The following is a 17,653-nucleotide window of genomic DNA, read 5'->3' on the forward strand; positions in this document are numbered from 1 at the left end:
ATTGGTAACGGCCGTCCACTCCGGATGATCCGGATGGTTGGCCGCCCCCGCTGTCTCGGTGCCTGAGAGATTCCGCCATCTTCGACTTCGCTCGCGGTGAGGAGGTCGAAGCGGCTTGCTCCTTCGGCGAGGCCTGCTGCGGGTCTTCTGACGGCCCGCTTGCCTCTTTCCAGCGTTTAGGTCTCTCCCGGTCCTTTTGCCTGAGCGTTTCCGGGGCGGTTGCGCCTTCGGCGGCAGGCACAAGGACCTGCTCTCTCCCGGGAGGGAGTCATCACTTGAGGTGCAAACTATTTCGGATTCAGCATCCCGGCAAGCGCAACGTCGCCGCGATGTGACTCCAGTTTGCAGCCTGACCTGTTCTTGGGCAGGTCAGGCTGCTGCCGGCAATTAGCGGACGGCGAAGTCGAACGGCTCGTTGCGGTTCTTGCCCTTGTTCGGGCCCATGAAGCCGAAGAGGTGGCCGGCAACCTTGCGCATCTGGATCTCCTCGGAGCCTTCCGTGATGCGGTAACGGCGGTGGTGACGATAGATGTGCTCGAACGGCTTGTGGCGTGAATAGCCCATGCCGCCATGCACCTGCATCGCGCGGTCCGCCGCATCACAGCAGAGCCGGTTGGCGTAATAGTTACACATCGAAACCTTGTCAGAGAGATAGATCGCAACGTCGGGCTTCGACATCTGGTCGATCTCCCAGGCCGTCTTGAAGATCAGGAGGCGCAGCATCTCTGCCTGCGTCGCAAGCTCCACGAGCGGGAACTGGATCGCCTGATTGTGCGACAGCGCCTTGCCAAACGGCTTGCGTTCATTGGCATAGTTGATCGCTTCGGTGATGCAGTACATCGCCGCGCCGACAGAGCTTGCCGCCTGACGGATGCGGTTTTCGTGCACGAAGTGCTGCGCCAGCGCGAGGCCGCCTTCCGGCGGGCCGAACACGGCATCTTCCGGCACCCAGAGGTCCTTGATGTAGAAGCGGGCGTGGTCCGTCGGCATGTTGAACGTCCACATGAACTCGTCGATCTCGATCGCCGGGTCGTTTGCTGGCGTAATGAGGCAGGTGATGCCCTTGGCGTCGCCATCATTTCCGGACGTCCGGCAGAACATCATGATGTGGGACGCGGCATGCATGCCGGTAATCCACATCTTCGCGCCATTGATCAGCCAGCCATCCTTGCCGTCTTTCTTGTGGCGCACCGCGCGGGTTTCCATGTGTGTCGCGTCAGAGCCGTGATCAGGCTCCGTCAGGCCGAAGCAGGCGCGGAACTCACCTTTCAGGGCCGCATCTGCGAGGTGCTTTTGATCCGGACGGGCAAAGTCGCGCAGCATCAGGATCTGCGGGAAGTTGCCGACGATGGAATGCTCGTTCTGCAGGTCATTGTGGAGGCCAAGGCCCTTGCGGGCGAAATGCTCGCGGATGATCGCCATGCCGAGATTGGTGCCGTCCTGACCGCCAAACTCCTTTGGTAGCGCATAGCGAAGGTGCCCTGCCTCATCGGCGAGCTTCTTTGCCTGACGCAGCAGGTCTTCCCATTCCGGGCGCGGCAGGCCGTCATTGTCGAAATCGGTCCGTGCCCATTCGCGGCGATGATCGAAGAAGCGGATATTGTCGTCCTTGTTCTCGAGCGGCTTGATCTTCTCTTCGATGAAGTTGTCGAGCACGACGAGATAGTCGGCGATATCCTGCGGAATGTTGAAATCCATGTGAAACCTCCCTGGCGCTTGGGCGCATTCTGATCTGTTTGTGGTTGAGGATACCGGGCCATCAGGCCGCATCAATGCAGGCCGTCGCGTCAAGCCAGGGAAGAATTTCACGTCGGAATGCGCAGTTCGATCAAAGCGCATGCGGCGACTGCGCTAATTTGTCATCACTGAATGATTGACATTTTATTCAGCGCTCATAAATAGCACTTGTAGAGTAAGACCAAAAACAAATCTTCTGCCCAAGCCTGAAAGGTTTCCTCCCATGATCCGCTCTATCGTTCTGTCTGCGGCATTCGCAGCCATCGCCCTGCCAGCCGCTGCTGGTACGGCCTTTACCGCCAAGCTCGCTGCGCCTGCAGACGGCCAGTCCAGCGTTGTCGCTGCCAGCGCCGTCTGGACTTGCGAAGCAGACACCTGCGTTGCCGAGCTCAATCGCCGCACTGCGACGGTCCGCACGTGCAAGAAAGTCGCCTCTGAAGTTGGCGTACTCGCTTCCTTTGGCTCTGCCGATGACAGCCTCTCCGAGGAAGACCTGGCAGAGTGCAACAAGGCAGCCAAGGACTAAATAAACTTCATCTCACTCTCTGAATGAACTTGCCGCCCTTCACAAAAGGGCGGCATTTTTTATGAGCCGCGCGAAAGATCGCGATCAGGTTTCCGCTGGCGGCTCTTTTGGTTCCCACAGCTCAACCTTCCGCCCGTCCGGATCCATCAGCCAGGCAAAGCTGCCATAATCATGGTCTTCACGCGGCTGAACTGGCATAACACCCTTCGCTTCGGCCTGTTTCAGAATGCCGCTCAGGTCATCAACCATGAGGTTGAACATGACGTTGTGGTCGGATGGCTTGAAATAGTCGCTATCCGCCTTGAAGGGCGCGAAGATGGTCATCGCGCCTTTCGGAAAGGCTTTCGCCGATTCCGCGTGACTGAACGAGATGCCGTACTCAGACGCTTCGATACCGAGCACGCTTGTGTACCAGGTTTTCGTCGCCTCTGCGTCCTTGCAGAGAAAGAAAATACCGCCGACCCCGATAACTCTTGCCAATTGAACCTCCCATCCTAAAGCTTTGGGGCAAGTCTGGCCCACAAACCGCAAAGAGGCCAGCGTGATGGGAGGTTTGTGCGATATGGAAAGCTTGAGAACACCGGACGAGCGCTTTGCGAACCTGCCGGGCTACAACTTTGATCCGCATTATATCGATACGCTCGAAGGCTATGACGGGCTCAGAATTCACTACATCGATGAGGGGCCGAAAGACGCGGACCGCGTCTTCCTCTGCCTGCATGGCCAGCCGACGTGGAGTTACCTCTACAGGCGCATGGTCCCCGTCTTCCTGGAAAGCGGCGCACGGGTCATCGCGCCTGACTGGCTTGGATTTGGCCGTTCTGACAAACCAGTGAGCGACGACGTCTATACGTTCAACTTCCACCGCGACATGATGCTGGCCTTCATCAAGGCGCTCGACCTGCAACGCATCACCCTGGTCTGCCAAGACTGGGGCGGACTGCTCGGCCTGACAATCCCAATGGAAATGCCTGAGCGGTTCGAGCGCCTTCTCGTCATGAACACCGCCATCGCCACGGGAACGAGCCCTGGCGAAGGTTTCGAGAGCTGGAAGGCGTTCAACCGCAGCCAGCCCGACCTGCCCATTGCCGCCCTAATGAAGCGGTCCACCCCAGTCCTGACGAATACTGAAGCGGCAGCCTATGAGGCCCCGTATCCCGATCACCGTTACAAGGCGGGCGTGCGCCGCTTTCCCGAACTAGTGATGGTCGCGCCGGATATGGAGGGCGTCGATATATCGAAGCGCGCCGCAGCGTTCTGGTCGAAGGACTGGACCGGCGACAGCTTCATGGCAATCGGCATGCAGGACCCTGTGCTGGGACCACCTATCATGCGCGATCTTCAGAAAACCATTCGCGGCTGCCCTGAACCAATGGAAATTTCTGAAGGCGGGCACTTCGTTCAGGAGCATGGCGAACAGATTGCCCGTGCGGCTCTCAAACACTGGGGTGACCTCCCCTAGTCTGCATTACTCCATGAGAAACAGATCCGTGTCGTCCGGGCGCGCGCCCGCTGATGTCAGCATGGCGTGCACTTGCCCGCGGTGATGGGTCTGATGGTTGAAGATGTGCGTGACGAGCAACCAGACCGGTCTGGCCATATTCCGGCCCGCAGCGCCTGAATACCACTCTAGATTACCGCGAAGATCGTCTTCGCTAAAACCGGCAGCCCAGGCTTCGACAACATCGTCCATGGCCTGCCGGTCAGCTTTCAGACCCTCCCAATCCGGCCAGAGCTTCAGTGTTTCATGCCCGGCACACGCTGGTTTCTCGCATTTGCCGAACCGCGACAGCCAGATCCTGTCGGCCCACAGGATGTGCGCGAGCGTTTCGTGAATGGATCGGAAGAAGGCACCGCGATCTGCAAGCCTCGCATCGCCGCCAAGCGCGTCAGCAGCAGCGTAAAGGCTTTCATTCTGCCAGCGATTGTATCGCGCCATCAGTCGCGCATGGTCCGGCAAGATCATCAGGTCCACCCCTCTCCAATCTTCGCTAGAGGTGAACTTACGCTTTAAGCCGTGCTGCGGCCAACTGGCTTTGCGTGCTCGCTGGCGTGCCGGTCCAGATATTCCTGAAGCAGGCGGGCATTTTTCGCATTGGCCTTGTGCGCGAAGTCAAAGAGGTCGCCCACGAGCGGGATCGCGCCAAGCACGGTATCGACCAGCAGATTCCAGATCATCTTCGCAATCAAACCGCCGGAGGCACCTTCCTGCCGTGCGCGATGAATAATGTAGAGGCCCAGCCCGCCTGACACCGTATCGCCTATACCCGGAATGAGGCCAATAATCCCGTCCAGACCAAAGCGGAAATTCGTACCCGGCAACTTGAACTGCGTATCAAGTAATTTCGCGAGCCGGTCGATATCCGAGCGGTTTCCAGTGGGCATGTGGCAGGTCTCCTTTGCTAGCGAACGCGCGTCCGCGCAATGCTGTTCCGCGAGCCAGAAGATGAAGGCGCGACGTCATCGCACCCACTGTCGGTTTTGGGGTAGCGTCCTGAACTTTGCCTCGTTAGGTTGCACCGCAACAAACGAGAACCTGTCTGGAGGAGACAAATCATGAGAGAAGCAGTCATCGTTTCAACCGCCCGCACGGCCCTGACCAAAGCAGGCCGCGGCGCACTCAACGACACGCACGGTATCACCATGGCCGGCCACGCCATCAAGGGCGCGATCGACCGTGCTGGCATTGACGCCGCTGAAGTCGAAGATGTGTTCCTCGGCGCTGCTCAGCCGGAAGGCGCGACGGGCCACAATGTTGCACGCAACGCCGCCCTCTGGGCCGGTTGCCCATCCTCGACGTCTGGCGCGACCATCAACCGTTTCTGTTCGTCCGGCCTGCAGGCCATCGCGAACGCAGCGCACACCGTTGTCAGCGAAGGCGCCCCAGTCGCAATCGGCGGCGGCGTTGAATCCCTTTCGCTCGTGTCTCGCTCGGGTCACATGAACACCCACCGCTACACTGAGCCTGAGCTCATGAAGAAGTGGCCAGCGATCTGGATGACGATGATCGAAACCGCTGAGATCGTTGCAGACCGCTACAATGTCAGCCGCGAAGCCCAGGATGAGTACTCCGCTGAAAGCCAGCGCCGCACGGCTGTCTTCCAGGAAAAAGGCTGGATGGCTGAAGAAATCGTCCCGCTGAAAACGAAGATGAAGCTCGTCAACAAGGAAACCGGCGAAGAGACCTTCCAGGACGTCGTCGCAGACCGCGATGACTGTAACCGCCCAGGTACGACGTTCGAATCGCTTCAGGGCCTGAAGCCTGTCTTCTCCGGCGGCATGGTCGTCAAGGAAGGCAAGTACGTCACCGCTGGCAACGCCTCGCAGCTTTCCGATGGCGCAGCAGCTGTTGTCGTCATGGAAGCCGCCGAAGCCAAGAAGCGCAACATTGAGCCGCTCGGCCGTTTCGTTGGCTTCAACGTCGCTGGTTGTGACCCGGACGAAATGGGCATTGGCCCGGTCTTCGCCGTTCCACGCCTGCTTGAGCGTCACGGCCTCAAGGTCGACGACATCGACCTCTGGGAACTCAACGAAGCTTTCGCATCGCAGTGTCTCTACAGCCGTGACCGCCTCGGCATCGACCCTGAGAAGTACAATGTGAATGGCGGCTCGATCTCCATTGGCCACCCATTCGGCATGACTGGTGCTCGCTGCACGGGCTCCATGCTGCTCGAAGGCAAGCGTCGTGGCGCGAAATGGGGCGTTGTGACCATGTGTGTGGGCGGCGGCATGGGTGCTGCTGGCCTTTTCGAGATCTATAGCTAAGGTGGCCTCGGGTCAGTTTTTCCTAAACACCTCAGATCGGAGTACTCGATGAAATCACTCGCCCTTAGCGCAGGTCTACTTGCAATGGCCATTGTCCCCGCAGCCTGCACCGCCGGCGCCGCCGGCACCAGCAGCGCGTCCAGCGGGTCCCAAATGGTCTCTGTGACACCTGCGATCAAAGCGGAGATCCGTCGTCAGGGTCACGACCCGGATGAAGAAATCTGCAAGCGCGAAGAGCAAATGGGGTCGACCATTCCTCGCCGGATCTGCGCGACACGCGCAGAGTGGGCCGCAAAAACCCAGGCAAGCAAGGATGGCACGCGCGATATCCAGAATAACGCGCTTCGCACGCCAGACCCGAATGCTGGCTGATCGCCAATTTCGACATTAGAAATTATAAAGCCCCGGTCGATTGGCCGGGGCTTTTTCTTTGTGCGCGCAGGATTACCCTTCCACTCTGTACAAAGGAGACATCCACCCATGATCCGAACGCTTATCCTGTCCGCCTCGCTCGCCCTTCTCGCTGCTTGTGGCGGTGCAGGCAGCACCGGAGACGACAGCGCAACCGGCTTCATCAAACCCGGTGCCTCCGTGCCCGAAAGCGCAGAACGCCGCGAGGATGGCGTGCCTCGCGACGATTACGGGCGTCCTTATGATTATGAGTTTCTTGGCCGTGAACTCCCCGCCTTCAGCGGTACCATGATTTCCGGCTCTCGATTTTCGACTGGGGATCTGGAAGGCCAATGGACGCTCATTGATGTTTGGGGACTCTGGTGCGGCGACTGCATGGCCGACGCCCCATATGTCGAAGAGCTCTGGAACGAGGTATCCGGCAGCGATGAGCTCGCCTTCCTCTCGATCCACACACCGCCTAACGCCCAGCGCGCAGATGAGGCGTTCGGCCGTTATGGCTCCGTCGGTGCCTATTTCGAGGAGAAGGGATACTCCTACCCGACCATCGTCGATGAGGACGCTTCCATCCGCGAAACATTGGGGATCGCCTGGACGCCGAGCTATATCCTCGTTGCGCCGGACCTCACCGTACAGGGCTTCCGCTCAGAGCTTGCGGCTGCAAGTTCCGATGATCCGGTGGCTGACCTTCTCGCTGACATCGAAGCGGTGAAGGCCTCCTACACGCCGGGCGCGCCGCGTCCTGTCGAAGACTGAGGCGGCGACTTCAGAGGCTGGACGAGAAGCGGTAGCGGGTTCTGATCGCCTGCCTCTCTCCAGCTTTCCTGCCCGATCTTCATCGCTTCATGGCCGGCCGCAGGCTGAGCCTGATACACCCTGAAGATACGGTCCCAGACTGACAGGCAGAAACCGAAATTCTGGTTTGCCTCGGCGCGGTGGACCGAGTGATGCACCCGGTGCATATCCGGCGTGACGACCAGCTTGCGCAGGGCGCTGTCGATGCAAGGCGCGATCTTCCAATTGGCGTGGTTGAACTGGGCGAAAGCATTGAGGGCGACTTCAAACGCGAACGCTGCCCAGGCCGGGATGCCGAATAGGAAGACGACTGCGCCTTTCCAGACCAGCGAAACGATGATCTCTGCCGGGTGGAAGCGAAGCGCGGTCATCACGTCGATATGTGGATCGGAATGGTGGACGCGGTGCAGGCGCCAGAGAAAGGGCACATGGTGCATAGCGACATGCTGGCTCCAGACCGCGAGGTCCATGACCAGGAATGCAGCGATCGCGACTAGCCAGACCGGCGCGCCCATCACATTGAATACGCCAAACCCGGCCTCGTCCGCCAGAAGCGCGATGCCAGCCAGTCCGGCAGGCAGTACCAGCCGACCAATCACGGCGCCTGCGATGAAGATCGCACCTGCGCCCGGCCACCGCTGCGCACGAGGAAGCGCCGCTTCGCGCCGGGGTGCCAGCATCTCCAGAAGGACGAGCGAGATGAAAACGCCCGCAAAAACACCCATGCGTATGAAGGTCTGCTGTTCCAAATCCTGCCTGTTCGTAGCCTACAACACCAATATGAGCGCTTCCGCCCTCAATTGAAGCGCGGCGGCCTGCAATGCCGCGGCCGTGAAGTTTTTCGCCTCTGGCGGATACCCGCATCTTTGACGCGCGTTTCATCCCGTCTAGTGTAAACTGCCCCTCCTACTCCTGCTGGCGGAAAGAATTTTCATGCTTCACCCATCGACAAAGAAACTCATCGACAGGCTGGCAGAAATGACCGCCCTCAAGCAGATCGATTGGGCCGAGACCGAGAACGGCGGCGTCGTCTACGCGACTGAGGGCTATTCCGTTCACTTGACCGACAGCCCGCCACAAGTCGTGCTGGCGACCGAGAAAGGCAAACTGCTCGAAGAGGCGCCTGAAAGTCTGCTCAAGGATACGCCGCATGAGGAGCATGGCAATTATGGCGATCTGATCGTCGCCGTCGTCAAGGAAGCCTCCCGCATCGCGAAGGGGACGGAAGCGGCCATCGACGCCCTGCTCGCAGGGCTGAGCGGCCAGTCACCGAACAAGCGTAAGTCAGATAGTGCGCCGGCTGCGACAAAAGCCGAGACAGCCGTCGACGACGAGGATGAGGGCGAGCCCACCCTCCCCGTCGATGAAAGCATCCCGCCAAGCGCTCTCATTGAAGATGAGCCTGAAGAACGCCTTCACGCCGCCTTCGACGAGGACGATGTCAGCGGGGCAGTCGCGAGACTGGCCGAAGAAGTGAATGGACTTGGAAAAGCCGCGCGCGCCAAAACCAAGGCACCAGAAGAGAGCGAGTCTAGAGCCGACGCCTCATCGCCTGATGTCTGGGATGACGCAGGCCCCGACGAAGGCAGCACGGAAACCGCACCGCAGGCGAAGAGCTATGTTCCCTTCGGCCTTGGCGGCACGCAGGTCGCAGGGAGTGATGCATCAGAGAGCACGGCTGAAGACACTGACAACGACGATGATATTGAATCAGAGCTCGGCGCAGCCTCCACGGGCATGACCATTCCGAACGGCGCCGACCATGATGTGTCGACCGGTTACGACGAAGACAATGAGCCGGGCGACGCCCCGCTAAGCTACCCACTGAACCTCAAGGGCTTCCGCTCCAATGTCGAATATACGGACCCCGCTACGGCGCCTTCTGCATCGGACGATGAGGCCGACGGTCCGGACCCGGTCTCTTCGGCAGACCTCGATGCCGTCTCCCCTCCAGCCGAAGGCAAAGCCAGCGGCGAAGCCGATATCGAACTCTTCGATGAGGGCGAAGAACCTACGCCGCAGCCGAAGCCTTCAAAGGCGAAGGATGAGGACAGGAAATCCGAACGCCCGAAGAGACGTAAATCGCGCTTCAATCCCTGGAGCTGAGCGCGCCTAGCTTTCCCCTATGCCGATGACGCGCACCCGTACCTCACTCGTGCGACCATCCTCATCGACGGCGCGCACCTGATAAAAGCCCGCGCGTGTCGGCTGCCAGATTGGCAGTCCCGCGTCATCAATGTCCGACGGCTCGCCATCAATGAACCAGCGAAGCTTGCCCTCTCCGCGACCGGCAAACACGAAGGGGCGCGCCGGTGCGCCATTGATCTCACCTGACCAGAGTTCTGCGTCCTTAGGCGGGAAGAGAATGTGCGGTGCCTCCGCGCGCGACTGATCGAAGGATGTCAACGCGCCGTCGGCTTCATGCTGCCTCTCTGGCATCAGGCGCGCGCCTGCATCACCGTCACCGCCAAGATGGTAGGCGGCGCGGTCTGCAACCTCGAACAGGATGGGCAGCGCGGCTGTGCGCCCTGTCTCACCCGGGCGAGGTGCGCCATCAGCTCGGCCAACCCAGACAACGATGGCGTGGTCGCCCGACACGCCAGCTGCCCAGGCATCGCGGAAGCCATAGGACGTCCCCGTCTTGAAGGCGATCTGCGGCGCATCCGCTGTCAGCCTGCCAGGCATGCGTCCCTCAGGCGTCGGCGCGCGTCGCAGGATGGACAGGATCTCGCCCGCGCTTTCAGCTTCCATCATGCGGAAGCCTTTCGCCGCGCGGCTTTCCGCTTCCTCCTCAGCCGTCCAGACCAGCGGCTTGGCACGGCCACCATCGCCAAGTGCTGCATAGAGAATCGCAAGCTCCCTCGCGGTCAGCCCTGCCCCGCCGAGTGCCAGCGCAAGGCCAAACTCATGATCGGCCCCGCCATAAATGCGCGGCGGCGCACCGGCGAGCGCGAGTGTCGCCGCAAACCGCTCAGGCCCTACACGGTCCAGCGCCAGCACGGCGGGCACGTTGAGCGAATGCTGGAGCGCATCGGACACGCGCACATCGCCCCTGAAAGTACGGTCGAAATTATCTGGCTGATACGACGCAAATCGCTTTGGCAGGTCGGCGATCCGCGTCAAGGCGCTCGCCTCCCCATCATCAAAGGCCATGGCATAAATGAACGGCTTCAGCGCCGAGCCGGGTGAGCGCGCCTGCGCCGTCAGATCCAGCCAGCCCCCTGCAATGTCGCGTGAAGCAGATCCGACCGAAGCCCGCACGGCACGGGTCGGAATGTCCACCACGAGGATTGCAAGCTGTGTCTCGCGTCCCGCCTCCGTCGCATGGGCGAGCGCCAGCGCCTCCATCTCGGCCTGCAGGCGCGCATCGAGGCTGGCGCGGACATCGCCGCGAACATCGCGGGCTGCGCGCGCCGTCGCATGCCAGGCATCGGACGGGAAGGCATAGGCCCCCGTCGGCATCTGGCTTGTCCGCGCCTCTTCTGCCCGGCCCGCATCGAGATAACCGAGCCGCTCCAGCTTGGCGACAATGGCCCGGCGGCCAGCATCAGCGCCTTGCGGCCGAAGGTCGGGGCGGCGCACTTCAGGGCTTTGCGGCAGGGCAATCAGAAGCGCAATCTGATCGTCAGACAACCGGTCCGGGGACCGCCCGAAGTAGCGCCAGCTCGCTGCACGAATACCCTCAATATTGCCGCCATAGGGCGTCAGGGTGAGGTAAAGCTCTAGGATCTCTTCCTTGCTCAGCCGCGCCTCTATCTGGTGCGCCCTGAACATCTCGATCAGCTTCGACGGAATGGTCCGTGGGCGCGGTTCCAGCAGGCGTGCTGTCTGCATGGTGATGGTCGAGCCGCCAGATACGACGCGGCCCGCGAGCACTGAACTCCACGCCGCGCGAACCATGCCGGTCCAGTCGACGCCGCCATGACGCCAGAACCGCTGGTCCTCAACCTCCAGAAGCGCCTCGATAAAGATCGGATCGATGTCTTCAAGATGTGCCTGAAAGCGCCAGTAATTGTCCGGTGTGGGAATGGCGCGAAGTGGCCGCCCGCGCCGGTCACTGACCAGCTGGGAGACGGTTTCGCCGCGCTCAAGCGGTGGCGGAAAAATCCTGTCCAGCGCGAACAGGACGGTCAGCGCCGCCGCAATGGCAATCGCTGACCGTTTCAGCCAGATCATCTCTGTCCGCCAGTCGCCGCATTGGCCGTGCTGATCGTCACGCGGCCAGGGGCTGAGCGTGCGAACACGTCGGGCCGGTACATGTCTTCAGCTGTCACACCCGGCATCACGAACTCGCCCGGTGTGACTGCGCGCACGACATAGGCAAGGCGCACAGCCTCATTGCGCACATCGATCGCGGCAACAAAGCGGTCGTCGCGCGCTTCTGCCGTCTTGGCCGCGTCGATCTCACCGGCCCAGGCGAAGGCGCCATTGGTGTCACCTTCGCGCGCACCGTCGGCAGGCTTCAGAACCGTTTCGATCTCAAAGCCTGCAGGCAGAAGATCCGCCACGATGACAGGGTTTGTCCGGCGCTGTTCCGGCGTGATCTGAACCGTCACGATCAGCTGGTCGCCCTGATCGACATCGCCGAGGTCGACCGCGCCGCCGGTCAGCGTGCGCACCTGTTTGGTCACGCGAAGGTCAGACGAGACGGCAGGCGGCGGCGAAGACGGCGCACCGCGCACCATCACGGTGCGGAACATGGCTGGCCCGTTCTGGCCGAGCGTGAAGCTCACATCGCCGCGGGCCTGCTCTTCGCTGAGCTGATAGCGCCGGTCATTGTTGTTGCCGTTGCCAAGCCCTTCGACCACCATTCGATAGTCATCACCGCCATCATTCATGGAATTGACGGCGAGCAACGCGAACGCCTTCTCCTGCGTGGTCAGTTCACTTGGGTCTGGCGCATCATCGCCAAGCTGTTCTGCAAGCCGCGCGACGACATCGTCAAAATCGGCTTCCGCCGCCAGCGCGATAATGCCGGTCAGGTCACGCAGCGGCGTCTGGTAATAGTCGCCCGTGTTCTGATAGCCGAGGGCATCTTCGGCGGCCTCGAAAGCGCTGAACGCACGTGACCGGTCACCCATGAAGGCAAGCGCGGCGCCAAGATGCGCACGTGCAAGCGGGCTCTCAATCCGCTCCAGTTCGCGGTCATGCAGGTAGCGGAGACGGCTGATATCCGCGCGGCCTGCCTTGGCCAGCACGTAGAGCGCATAGGCAGAGGCGCGGCGCATCAGCTTGGCTTCCGTGTCGTTGTGCCACTCGCTTTCCCAGACATCGGTGTCATAGCCATAGGCGCGCCAGGCATCGCCCTGCGCCACGGCCCGCATCGATGCAAAGGCCCGCTCCAGCGCCACTTCCGGCACTTCATAGCCTGCCTCGCTCGCGCGGTAGACAAAGTCAGTCGTGTACGCACCCAGCCAGGGCGACGCATTGCGGTCACCTTCGCGCCAGAGGCCAAACGCCCCTTCGGCAGACTGACGGTTCAGAACAGCGCTTACAGCTTCCTGTATCTGCGCACGCGCCGGTTCACGTGACGTCTCATCTGCGCCCATCGCCACCAGCTGCTCTGAATAGAGAAGCGGCAACGCCCGGCTCACCGTCTGTTCGGTGCAGCCATAAGGATAGCGCGCAAGCGAGGCATAAAGCGCGTTCGCGTCCAGCGGCAGGGTCGAGAACGTCACCGAGACAAAGCTCGTGCCCGGCACATAATCCTCGAGCAGGTCCTCGGGGATTGCCCAGCTATCACCCGGCTGCATCATCGCCGTCGAGATCTGTGTCGCCGGAAGCCATGGAGAGCGGGACTCGATCTCGTAATGGCGCACGACGCTGTAATTATCCGGCCCCGACACGTTGAGGCGGAGATCCGAGATTCCTGTCTCGCCTGCTGAAATCCGCAGCCCCTCATCGACACGCTGGCCGGATGGAATGGTCCGCGATAGTTCGGTCGCCGCTACGCTGACAGGCTCCCTCGCGTCCAGCGACGCGGTGAAGGTGCCGTCATCCAGCTCGATATTGTCGATCGAGACCGTCGCAACGGCTTCGTCTCCCGGCGCAAGGAAGCGCGGGAGGATCAGGTCAGCTGGCGCAGGGTCGCGCACAGTCAGCGGACGGCTGGCTGAGCCAAGACCGTTCTGCGACCAGACCACTGCCATGAGGCGAAGCTCACCATTGAAGTCCGGCACATCGAAGGTCACACGTGCCCGGCCGGAGCGGCCGACATCGACCATGCCGGAGAACAGCGCCACCGTCTTTGTCGGGACAACGGAAAGCCCCTCGCCGCCAAGCTGGTCACCGCCGGTCCGCACTTCTGCCGGTAGCCCCATATTCGGGTCGAGCAGGCGGCCATAATCGTCAAAGATATCGACGCCGAGCGACTTCTTGCCGAAGTAATAGGCCACAGGGTCAGGGCTCTGGAACTTGGTCAGTTGCAGGATGCCCTCATCGACCGCTGCCAGCGTCAGATAGACATTCTCACGCGGGCCTTCGCCCAGTTCGACCTCAATCGTCTGCTCGCGGCGCGGGCGAACCACCTCTGGCGCATTGATCGCGACATCGAAGGTGCGCTCGTCCATGTCCAGAGGCACATAGCCCACACCGACGGCGCGCCGGGGCTTTGCCTGAAGCACAGGATCGCGCGGCGTATAGACATTGACGAGGACATAGGCGCCTTCGCCCCATTCAGCCGTCACTGGCAGGGTGAACTGCGTGCCTTCAGCCGACACGTCCCGTGTCTCGATACGAAGGATTTTGTCGGTCGCCACCACGATCTGCGCCTCGCCATCATAGGGCGGGATCACCGTAATCGCGGCCGGACGCCCCGGAACGATGGTCTGCTCCTCGACGATCACTTCGACGCGGTCTGGTGCCTCGACGCCGTCATCGGAAACAGAACCGCCCCAGCCGACATAGAAGCCTGTGCTGGCTTCCGCATCGCCGTTTACATCTGACACGATCAATTCGTGCTGGCCCCAGTCGAGACCATCGACGCTGATCGTCTGCGTCGTGCCATCTGTCTGCACCACGCCTTCATTGACGGTGCTGACCGTGCGCGAGCGGCGCCAGCGCCACTGGCTACCATCGCGGTACCAGTCATAATGATAGTCGATCTCGATCACGCGCCAGTTCAGCTCCGTGTCGATAATTTCACCGCTTGCGCTGACGGCGGCCAGTTCAAACGCCGCCGGGCCATCACGGTCGGCGCGGCCATCAAAATCCTTGCGGATGCCGACATAGCTGTCGCGCGGGCGGTAAGGGATACGCACGCTCTCTGTGACCGCACGTCCGCCCGGCTCAAGCACGCTGACATTGGTATTGAGGCGCAGCGGGCGCGAGGAGTCGCTGCCCCGGTCACCCGGATTGAGGCGCACCACGGCGCGGCCTGCGCCATCGGTCGTCTGCGGCTCAAACTCCACGATACGCTCACGGAATTGCTCGTCGGCCCGCCCAAAAGTGAAGCCGTTCAGCGCCTCAAACGGACGCGGATCCGCCTCCAGTCTTGCCTGTCCCTCAACCGTCAGGCCAGCACCCGGCGCGCCATAAAGGAAACGCGCCTCAACCTCGATTTCGCGTGTGCCGCCAGCTGCGATGAAGCTCTCTTCTTCGCCGTCCAGTTCGACTGCGATACGCTGCGGGACGAAATCCTCGACAGAGAAACGCAGCGAGCCGGCTTCACCCGCCCCATCTATCGTCAGGACCGCGCGCCACATGCCGCGCGATGCCGTCCGCGACAGCTCATAATCCCAGACGAGCGCGCCTGCCTCGGCTTCGGTGAAGCGCATACGGTCGGCTTCGACACCGTTCGGACGGTAAATGACGATCTGGCCAGCACGGTTTGTTACGGCCGAACCGCCGCGGTCACGCATCATTGTAGTCAGGTGCACGGTCTCGCCCGGACGGAAGATGCCGCGATCAGCATAGAGATAGCCATCGACCGGGCCGGGCGTCACGCGCCCACCCGTCTTCATCTCGGACAGGTCAACCGGTGCCCGTGAGAGATCGAGAACAGCAAGGTCACCCTTGGCACCGAACGCCATGATCATGCGCGGCGCGGAATTGCCCTCACCGGCCAGCAGCGGCGATTCAAAGCGCACGCGTCCGTCTTCGCCCGTCTCGGCTTCACCCAGGACTTCGTTGTTGTAAGCAATCAGCTGAACACGCGTATTCGGCAGGACTTCACCGTCCTGCAGCGAGCGCAGCGTGACATCCATCCCATTCTCGGCGCGGTAGGCTGTCAGCGCGAGGTTGGTCAGCATGATCCAGCGGCGGGCCGACGCGGCCGGGCCGTCATAATCATCAAGCTCCTTGGCGTCTTTCAGCTCCACGAAATAGGAACCGGGACGAAGCTCACCGATCACATCCTGAAGCGGGAAGACGGTCGTGACCGGCGCATTGGTGACATTGTCGATGTCCATGCTGCCAGACCAGACTTCGGTCGAGACATCGCGCGGGTCTTCCTCGCCATAAAGATAGGAATATCGGCCCTGCGCGGCTTCATCGCCTTGGCTGATCGACTTGAAAGCCAGCGCGCGGTCATTCACGCGGTAAACGCTGATCTCGACCGCATCGACATTGACCGTCTCGATTGCGAGGCCATCGGCATCATCGCGCGGCAGGATAACGCCTGCGCCATCAAAACCGACATAGGCCGGGCGGTCCTCAAAGCTGATCTGGACCTCTTCCTCGCGCTCGATCGTGCGGCCATCAGCGCTTGGCAGGCCTTCCAGGATCGTGGCGGTGTACCCGCTCGCAAAGTCGAGGCCTTCGAGGCAGAGCTCGCGCCCCTCTACCGCAAACGCAGGACGCACATCAGACTGCATCCGGATATAGGTGGCATAGTTGATTTCAGGGTCGAGCGGCTGGGAGAAGACGAGGCAGGCACGCGGGCTGACACCACTCGTATCAGGCGCGTAGCGGAAATAGACGAAGCGGTTCTCTTCTGCCTCGGCGAGGGCCTGGCGCTCTCGTTCGCGGCGCTCTGCAGCGGCCTGTGCAGCACGTGAGCGCTCGACGATTTCACCGCCAGCGGTTTCCGGATCGACAGGTGCTGGCGGCTCATCCCCGATGCCGCAGGCGACGACCAAGGCCGTCAGTCCACCCAGTACCAATCCCCGCGCCCTGTTGGTCCACCCTGCCATCCCTGCGTCCTCCTCCTGGTGCGTTCCCACTCTTTACAGGAGTTTGCTATGCCGCGAACAGGGCCAGATTGAGACTTTTTAAGGATTTGCGAACTGTCTGAGCGGGTCGATACGCTGATCTTGGGTGCAGGCGCTGCAGGCCTCTTCTGCGGCGGGCGCCTTGCTGAGCGCGGCGCGGACGTCCTCGTGCTCGATCACGCCAGGCGACCAGCCGAGAAAGTGCGTATCTCTGGCGGCGGGCGTTGCAACTTCACCAACATACATACCAGCCCCGCCAACTTCATTTCGGCGAACCGTCATTTTGCCAAATCGGCGCTTGCCCGCTACGGCCCGTGGGACTTCTGCGACCGGGTCGCCCAGCGCGGTATCACCTGGCATGAAAAGACGCTCGGCCAGCTCTTCTGCGATCAGAAATCCGGCGCCATCATCGACATGCTGGTCGATGAGTTGACCGCCCCCGGCGGCAGGATGCGGCTCGAGACAAGCATAGGCGAAATTGCACACCGCGATGGCAGGTTCGAGGTCACGACGTCGAACGGCCTGGTCAGCGCCGCGAACCTCGTCGTTGCAACCGGCGGGCTTTCCATTCCAAAGATGGGCGCTAGCGGGCTCGCCTATGATATCGCGCGTCAGTTCGGACATGACATCATCCCAACACGCCCGGCGCTCGTACCCTTCACCTTCTCAGGGGAGCTGAAGGACGCCTTCTCAGAGCTTTCCGGCGTTTCCTGCATGGTGGATGCGAAAGCGGGCGGCGGGCCTGATTTTCATGAAGCGATGCTTTTTACCCATCGCGGCCTCTCTGGCCCGGCCATGCTGCAGGCCTCGACCTATTGGCGCGAAAGCCAGCCTGTCGAAATCGATCTTGCGCCCGGTGATCCTGTGCTGGAAGACCTGCGCGCCGCGCGTGAGAACCAGCCGCGCACCAGCGTCTCCAGCTGGCTCGGCAAACGCTTCCCGGCGCGTCTCGCCAGCTATATCGCCAGCTGGCCAACCATGCCCGCTAACAAGCAGCTCGCTCAGCTCTCCAAAGGCGAGATGGACGATATCGCGCTCACGCTGAAGAAATGGCGGGTCGTCCCCGTCGGCACGGAAGGCTGGCGAACGGCCGAAGTAACATCAGGCGGTATCGATACCGATGGGCTGTCTTCTCAAACCATGGAAAGCAGGAACCAGCCCGGCCTCTACTTCATCGGCGAGTGCGTCGACGTCACCGGCTGGCTCGGCGGCTATAATTTCCAATGGGCCTGGGCCAGCGCAGACGCCTGCGCAAAGGCAATTGCCTGAC

Annotated in this window: 14 protein-coding genes and 2 riboswitches; of the genes, 7 read left to right on the top strand and 7 right to left on the bottom strand. The window is 61.5% G+C overall.

What is annotated here, in order from left to right; translation table 11 throughout:
* Positions 1-48 precede the first annotated feature (48 nt).
* A riboswitch (glycine riboswitch) is annotated at positions 49-175 on the bottom strand.
* A gap of 3 nt (positions 176-178) precedes the next feature.
* Positions 179-270: riboswitch (glycine riboswitch) on the bottom strand.
* A gap of 117 nt (positions 271-387) precedes the next feature.
* On the bottom strand, positions 388-1,698 hold the full coding sequence (locus D1222_RS01515; protein WP_119452474.1) for an acyl-CoA dehydrogenase family protein: 1,311 nt from the start codon (positions 1,696-1,698) through the stop codon (positions 388-390).
* 262 nt (positions 1,699-1,960) lie between these two features.
* Here D1222_RS01515 and D1222_RS01520 point away from each other — a divergent pair, with 262 nt between their 5' ends.
* Complete coding sequence (locus tag D1222_RS01520) at positions 1,961-2,263, top strand: CC_3452 family protein (RefSeq protein ID WP_119452475.1); 303 nt, start codon at positions 1,961-1,963, stop codon at positions 2,261-2,263.
* 84 nt (positions 2,264-2,347) lie between these two features.
* On the opposite strand, the gene D1222_RS01525 is transcribed toward D1222_RS01520, so the two are convergent.
* Positions 2,348-2,743 carry a VOC family protein gene (locus tag D1222_RS01525; protein ID WP_119452476.1) on the bottom strand — a complete coding sequence of 132 codons (396 nt, stop codon included), beginning with the start codon at positions 2,741-2,743 and terminating at the stop codon, positions 2,348-2,350.
* Positions 2,744-2,825: 82 nt separating this feature from the next.
* Between D1222_RS01525 and D1222_RS01530 the strand changes: the two genes are divergently transcribed.
* Positions 2,826-3,725 (top strand): haloalkane dehalogenase, encoded by a 900-nt coding sequence (locus D1222_RS01530; RefSeq protein ID WP_119452477.1) that lies wholly within the window; start codon positions 2,826-2,828, stop codon positions 3,723-3,725.
* Between the two features lie 6 nt (positions 3,726-3,731).
* On the opposite strand, the gene D1222_RS01535 is transcribed toward D1222_RS01530, so the two are convergent.
* Both D1222_RS01535 and D1222_RS01540 read right to left on the bottom strand, forming a co-directional pair.
* On the bottom strand, positions 3,732-4,229 hold the full coding sequence (locus D1222_RS01535) for a DinB family protein (RefSeq protein ID WP_119452478.1): 498 nt from the start codon (positions 4,227-4,229) through the stop codon (positions 3,732-3,734).
* A 44-nt stretch (positions 4,230-4,273) separates the two neighbouring features.
* Positions 4,274-4,648, bottom strand: a complete 375-nt coding sequence (locus D1222_RS01540) for a DUF4112 domain-containing protein (protein WP_119452479.1) — start codon at positions 4,646-4,648, stop codon at positions 4,274-4,276.
* A 171-nt stretch (positions 4,649-4,819) separates the two neighbouring features.
* On the opposite strand from D1222_RS01540, the gene D1222_RS01545 reads away from it, so the two are divergent.
* The 3 genes from D1222_RS01545 (at position 4,820) to D1222_RS01555 (ending at position 7,195) form a co-directional block, all read left to right on the top strand.
* A complete protein-coding gene (locus tag D1222_RS01545; RefSeq protein WP_119452480.1) occupies positions 4,820-6,028 on the top strand; it encodes an acetyl-CoA C-acyltransferase in 1,209 nt (402 codons plus the stop codon).
* 48 nt (positions 6,029-6,076) lie between these two features.
* On the top strand, positions 6,077-6,400 hold the full coding sequence (locus D1222_RS01550; RefSeq protein ID WP_147371795.1) for a hypothetical protein: 324 nt from the start codon (positions 6,077-6,079) through the stop codon (positions 6,398-6,400).
* A gap of 108 nt (positions 6,401-6,508) precedes the next feature.
* Complete coding sequence (locus tag D1222_RS01555; RefSeq protein ID WP_119452482.1) at positions 6,509-7,195, top strand: TlpA family protein disulfide reductase; 687 nt, start codon at positions 6,509-6,511, stop codon at positions 7,193-7,195.
* Here D1222_RS01555 and D1222_RS01560 read toward each other — a convergent pair.
* Entirely contained in the window at positions 7,159-7,959 is an 801-nt protein-coding gene (locus tag D1222_RS01560) for a sterol desaturase family protein (RefSeq protein WP_119452483.1), read from the bottom strand. The genes D1222_RS01555 and D1222_RS01560 overlap by 37 nt on opposite strands.
* A gap of 208 nt (positions 7,960-8,167) precedes the next feature.
* Here D1222_RS01560 and D1222_RS01565 point away from each other — a divergent pair, with 208 nt between their 5' ends.
* Positions 8,168-9,340 carry a hypothetical protein gene (locus tag D1222_RS01565; protein ID WP_119452484.1) on the top strand — a complete coding sequence of 391 codons (1,173 nt, stop codon included), beginning with the start codon at positions 8,168-8,170 and terminating at the stop codon, positions 9,338-9,340.
* Between the two features lie 6 nt (positions 9,341-9,346).
* On the opposite strand, the gene pbpC is transcribed toward D1222_RS01565, so the two are convergent.
* Both pbpC and D1222_RS01575 read right to left on the bottom strand, forming a co-directional pair.
* Positions 9,347-11,410 carry a penicillin-binding protein 1C gene (pbpC, locus tag D1222_RS01570; protein ID WP_119452485.1) on the bottom strand — a complete coding sequence of 688 codons (2,064 nt, stop codon included), beginning with the start codon at positions 11,408-11,410 and terminating at the stop codon, positions 9,347-9,349.
* Positions 11,407-16,365: an alpha-2-macroglobulin family protein gene (locus D1222_RS01575; RefSeq protein WP_119452486.1), complete on the bottom strand. Its 4,959-nt coding sequence runs from the start codon at positions 16,363-16,365 to the stop codon at positions 11,407-11,409. The genes pbpC and D1222_RS01575 overlap by 4 nt, the downstream gene beginning before the upstream one ends.
* A gap of 120 nt (positions 16,366-16,485) precedes the next feature.
* Here D1222_RS01575 and D1222_RS01580 point away from each other — a divergent pair, with 120 nt between their 5' ends.
* Positions 16,486-17,652 carry a BaiN/RdsA family NAD(P)/FAD-dependent oxidoreductase gene (locus tag D1222_RS01580; RefSeq protein WP_233348461.1) on the top strand — a complete coding sequence of 389 codons (1,167 nt, stop codon included), beginning with the start codon at positions 16,486-16,488 and terminating at the stop codon, positions 17,650-17,652.
* The last annotated feature ends 1 nt before the right edge of the window (position 17,653 follow it).

It is taken from the genome of Henriciella algicola, assembly GCF_003576245.1.
Classification (GTDB): Bacteria; Pseudomonadota; Alphaproteobacteria; order Caulobacterales; family Hyphomonadaceae; genus Henriciella; species Henriciella algicola.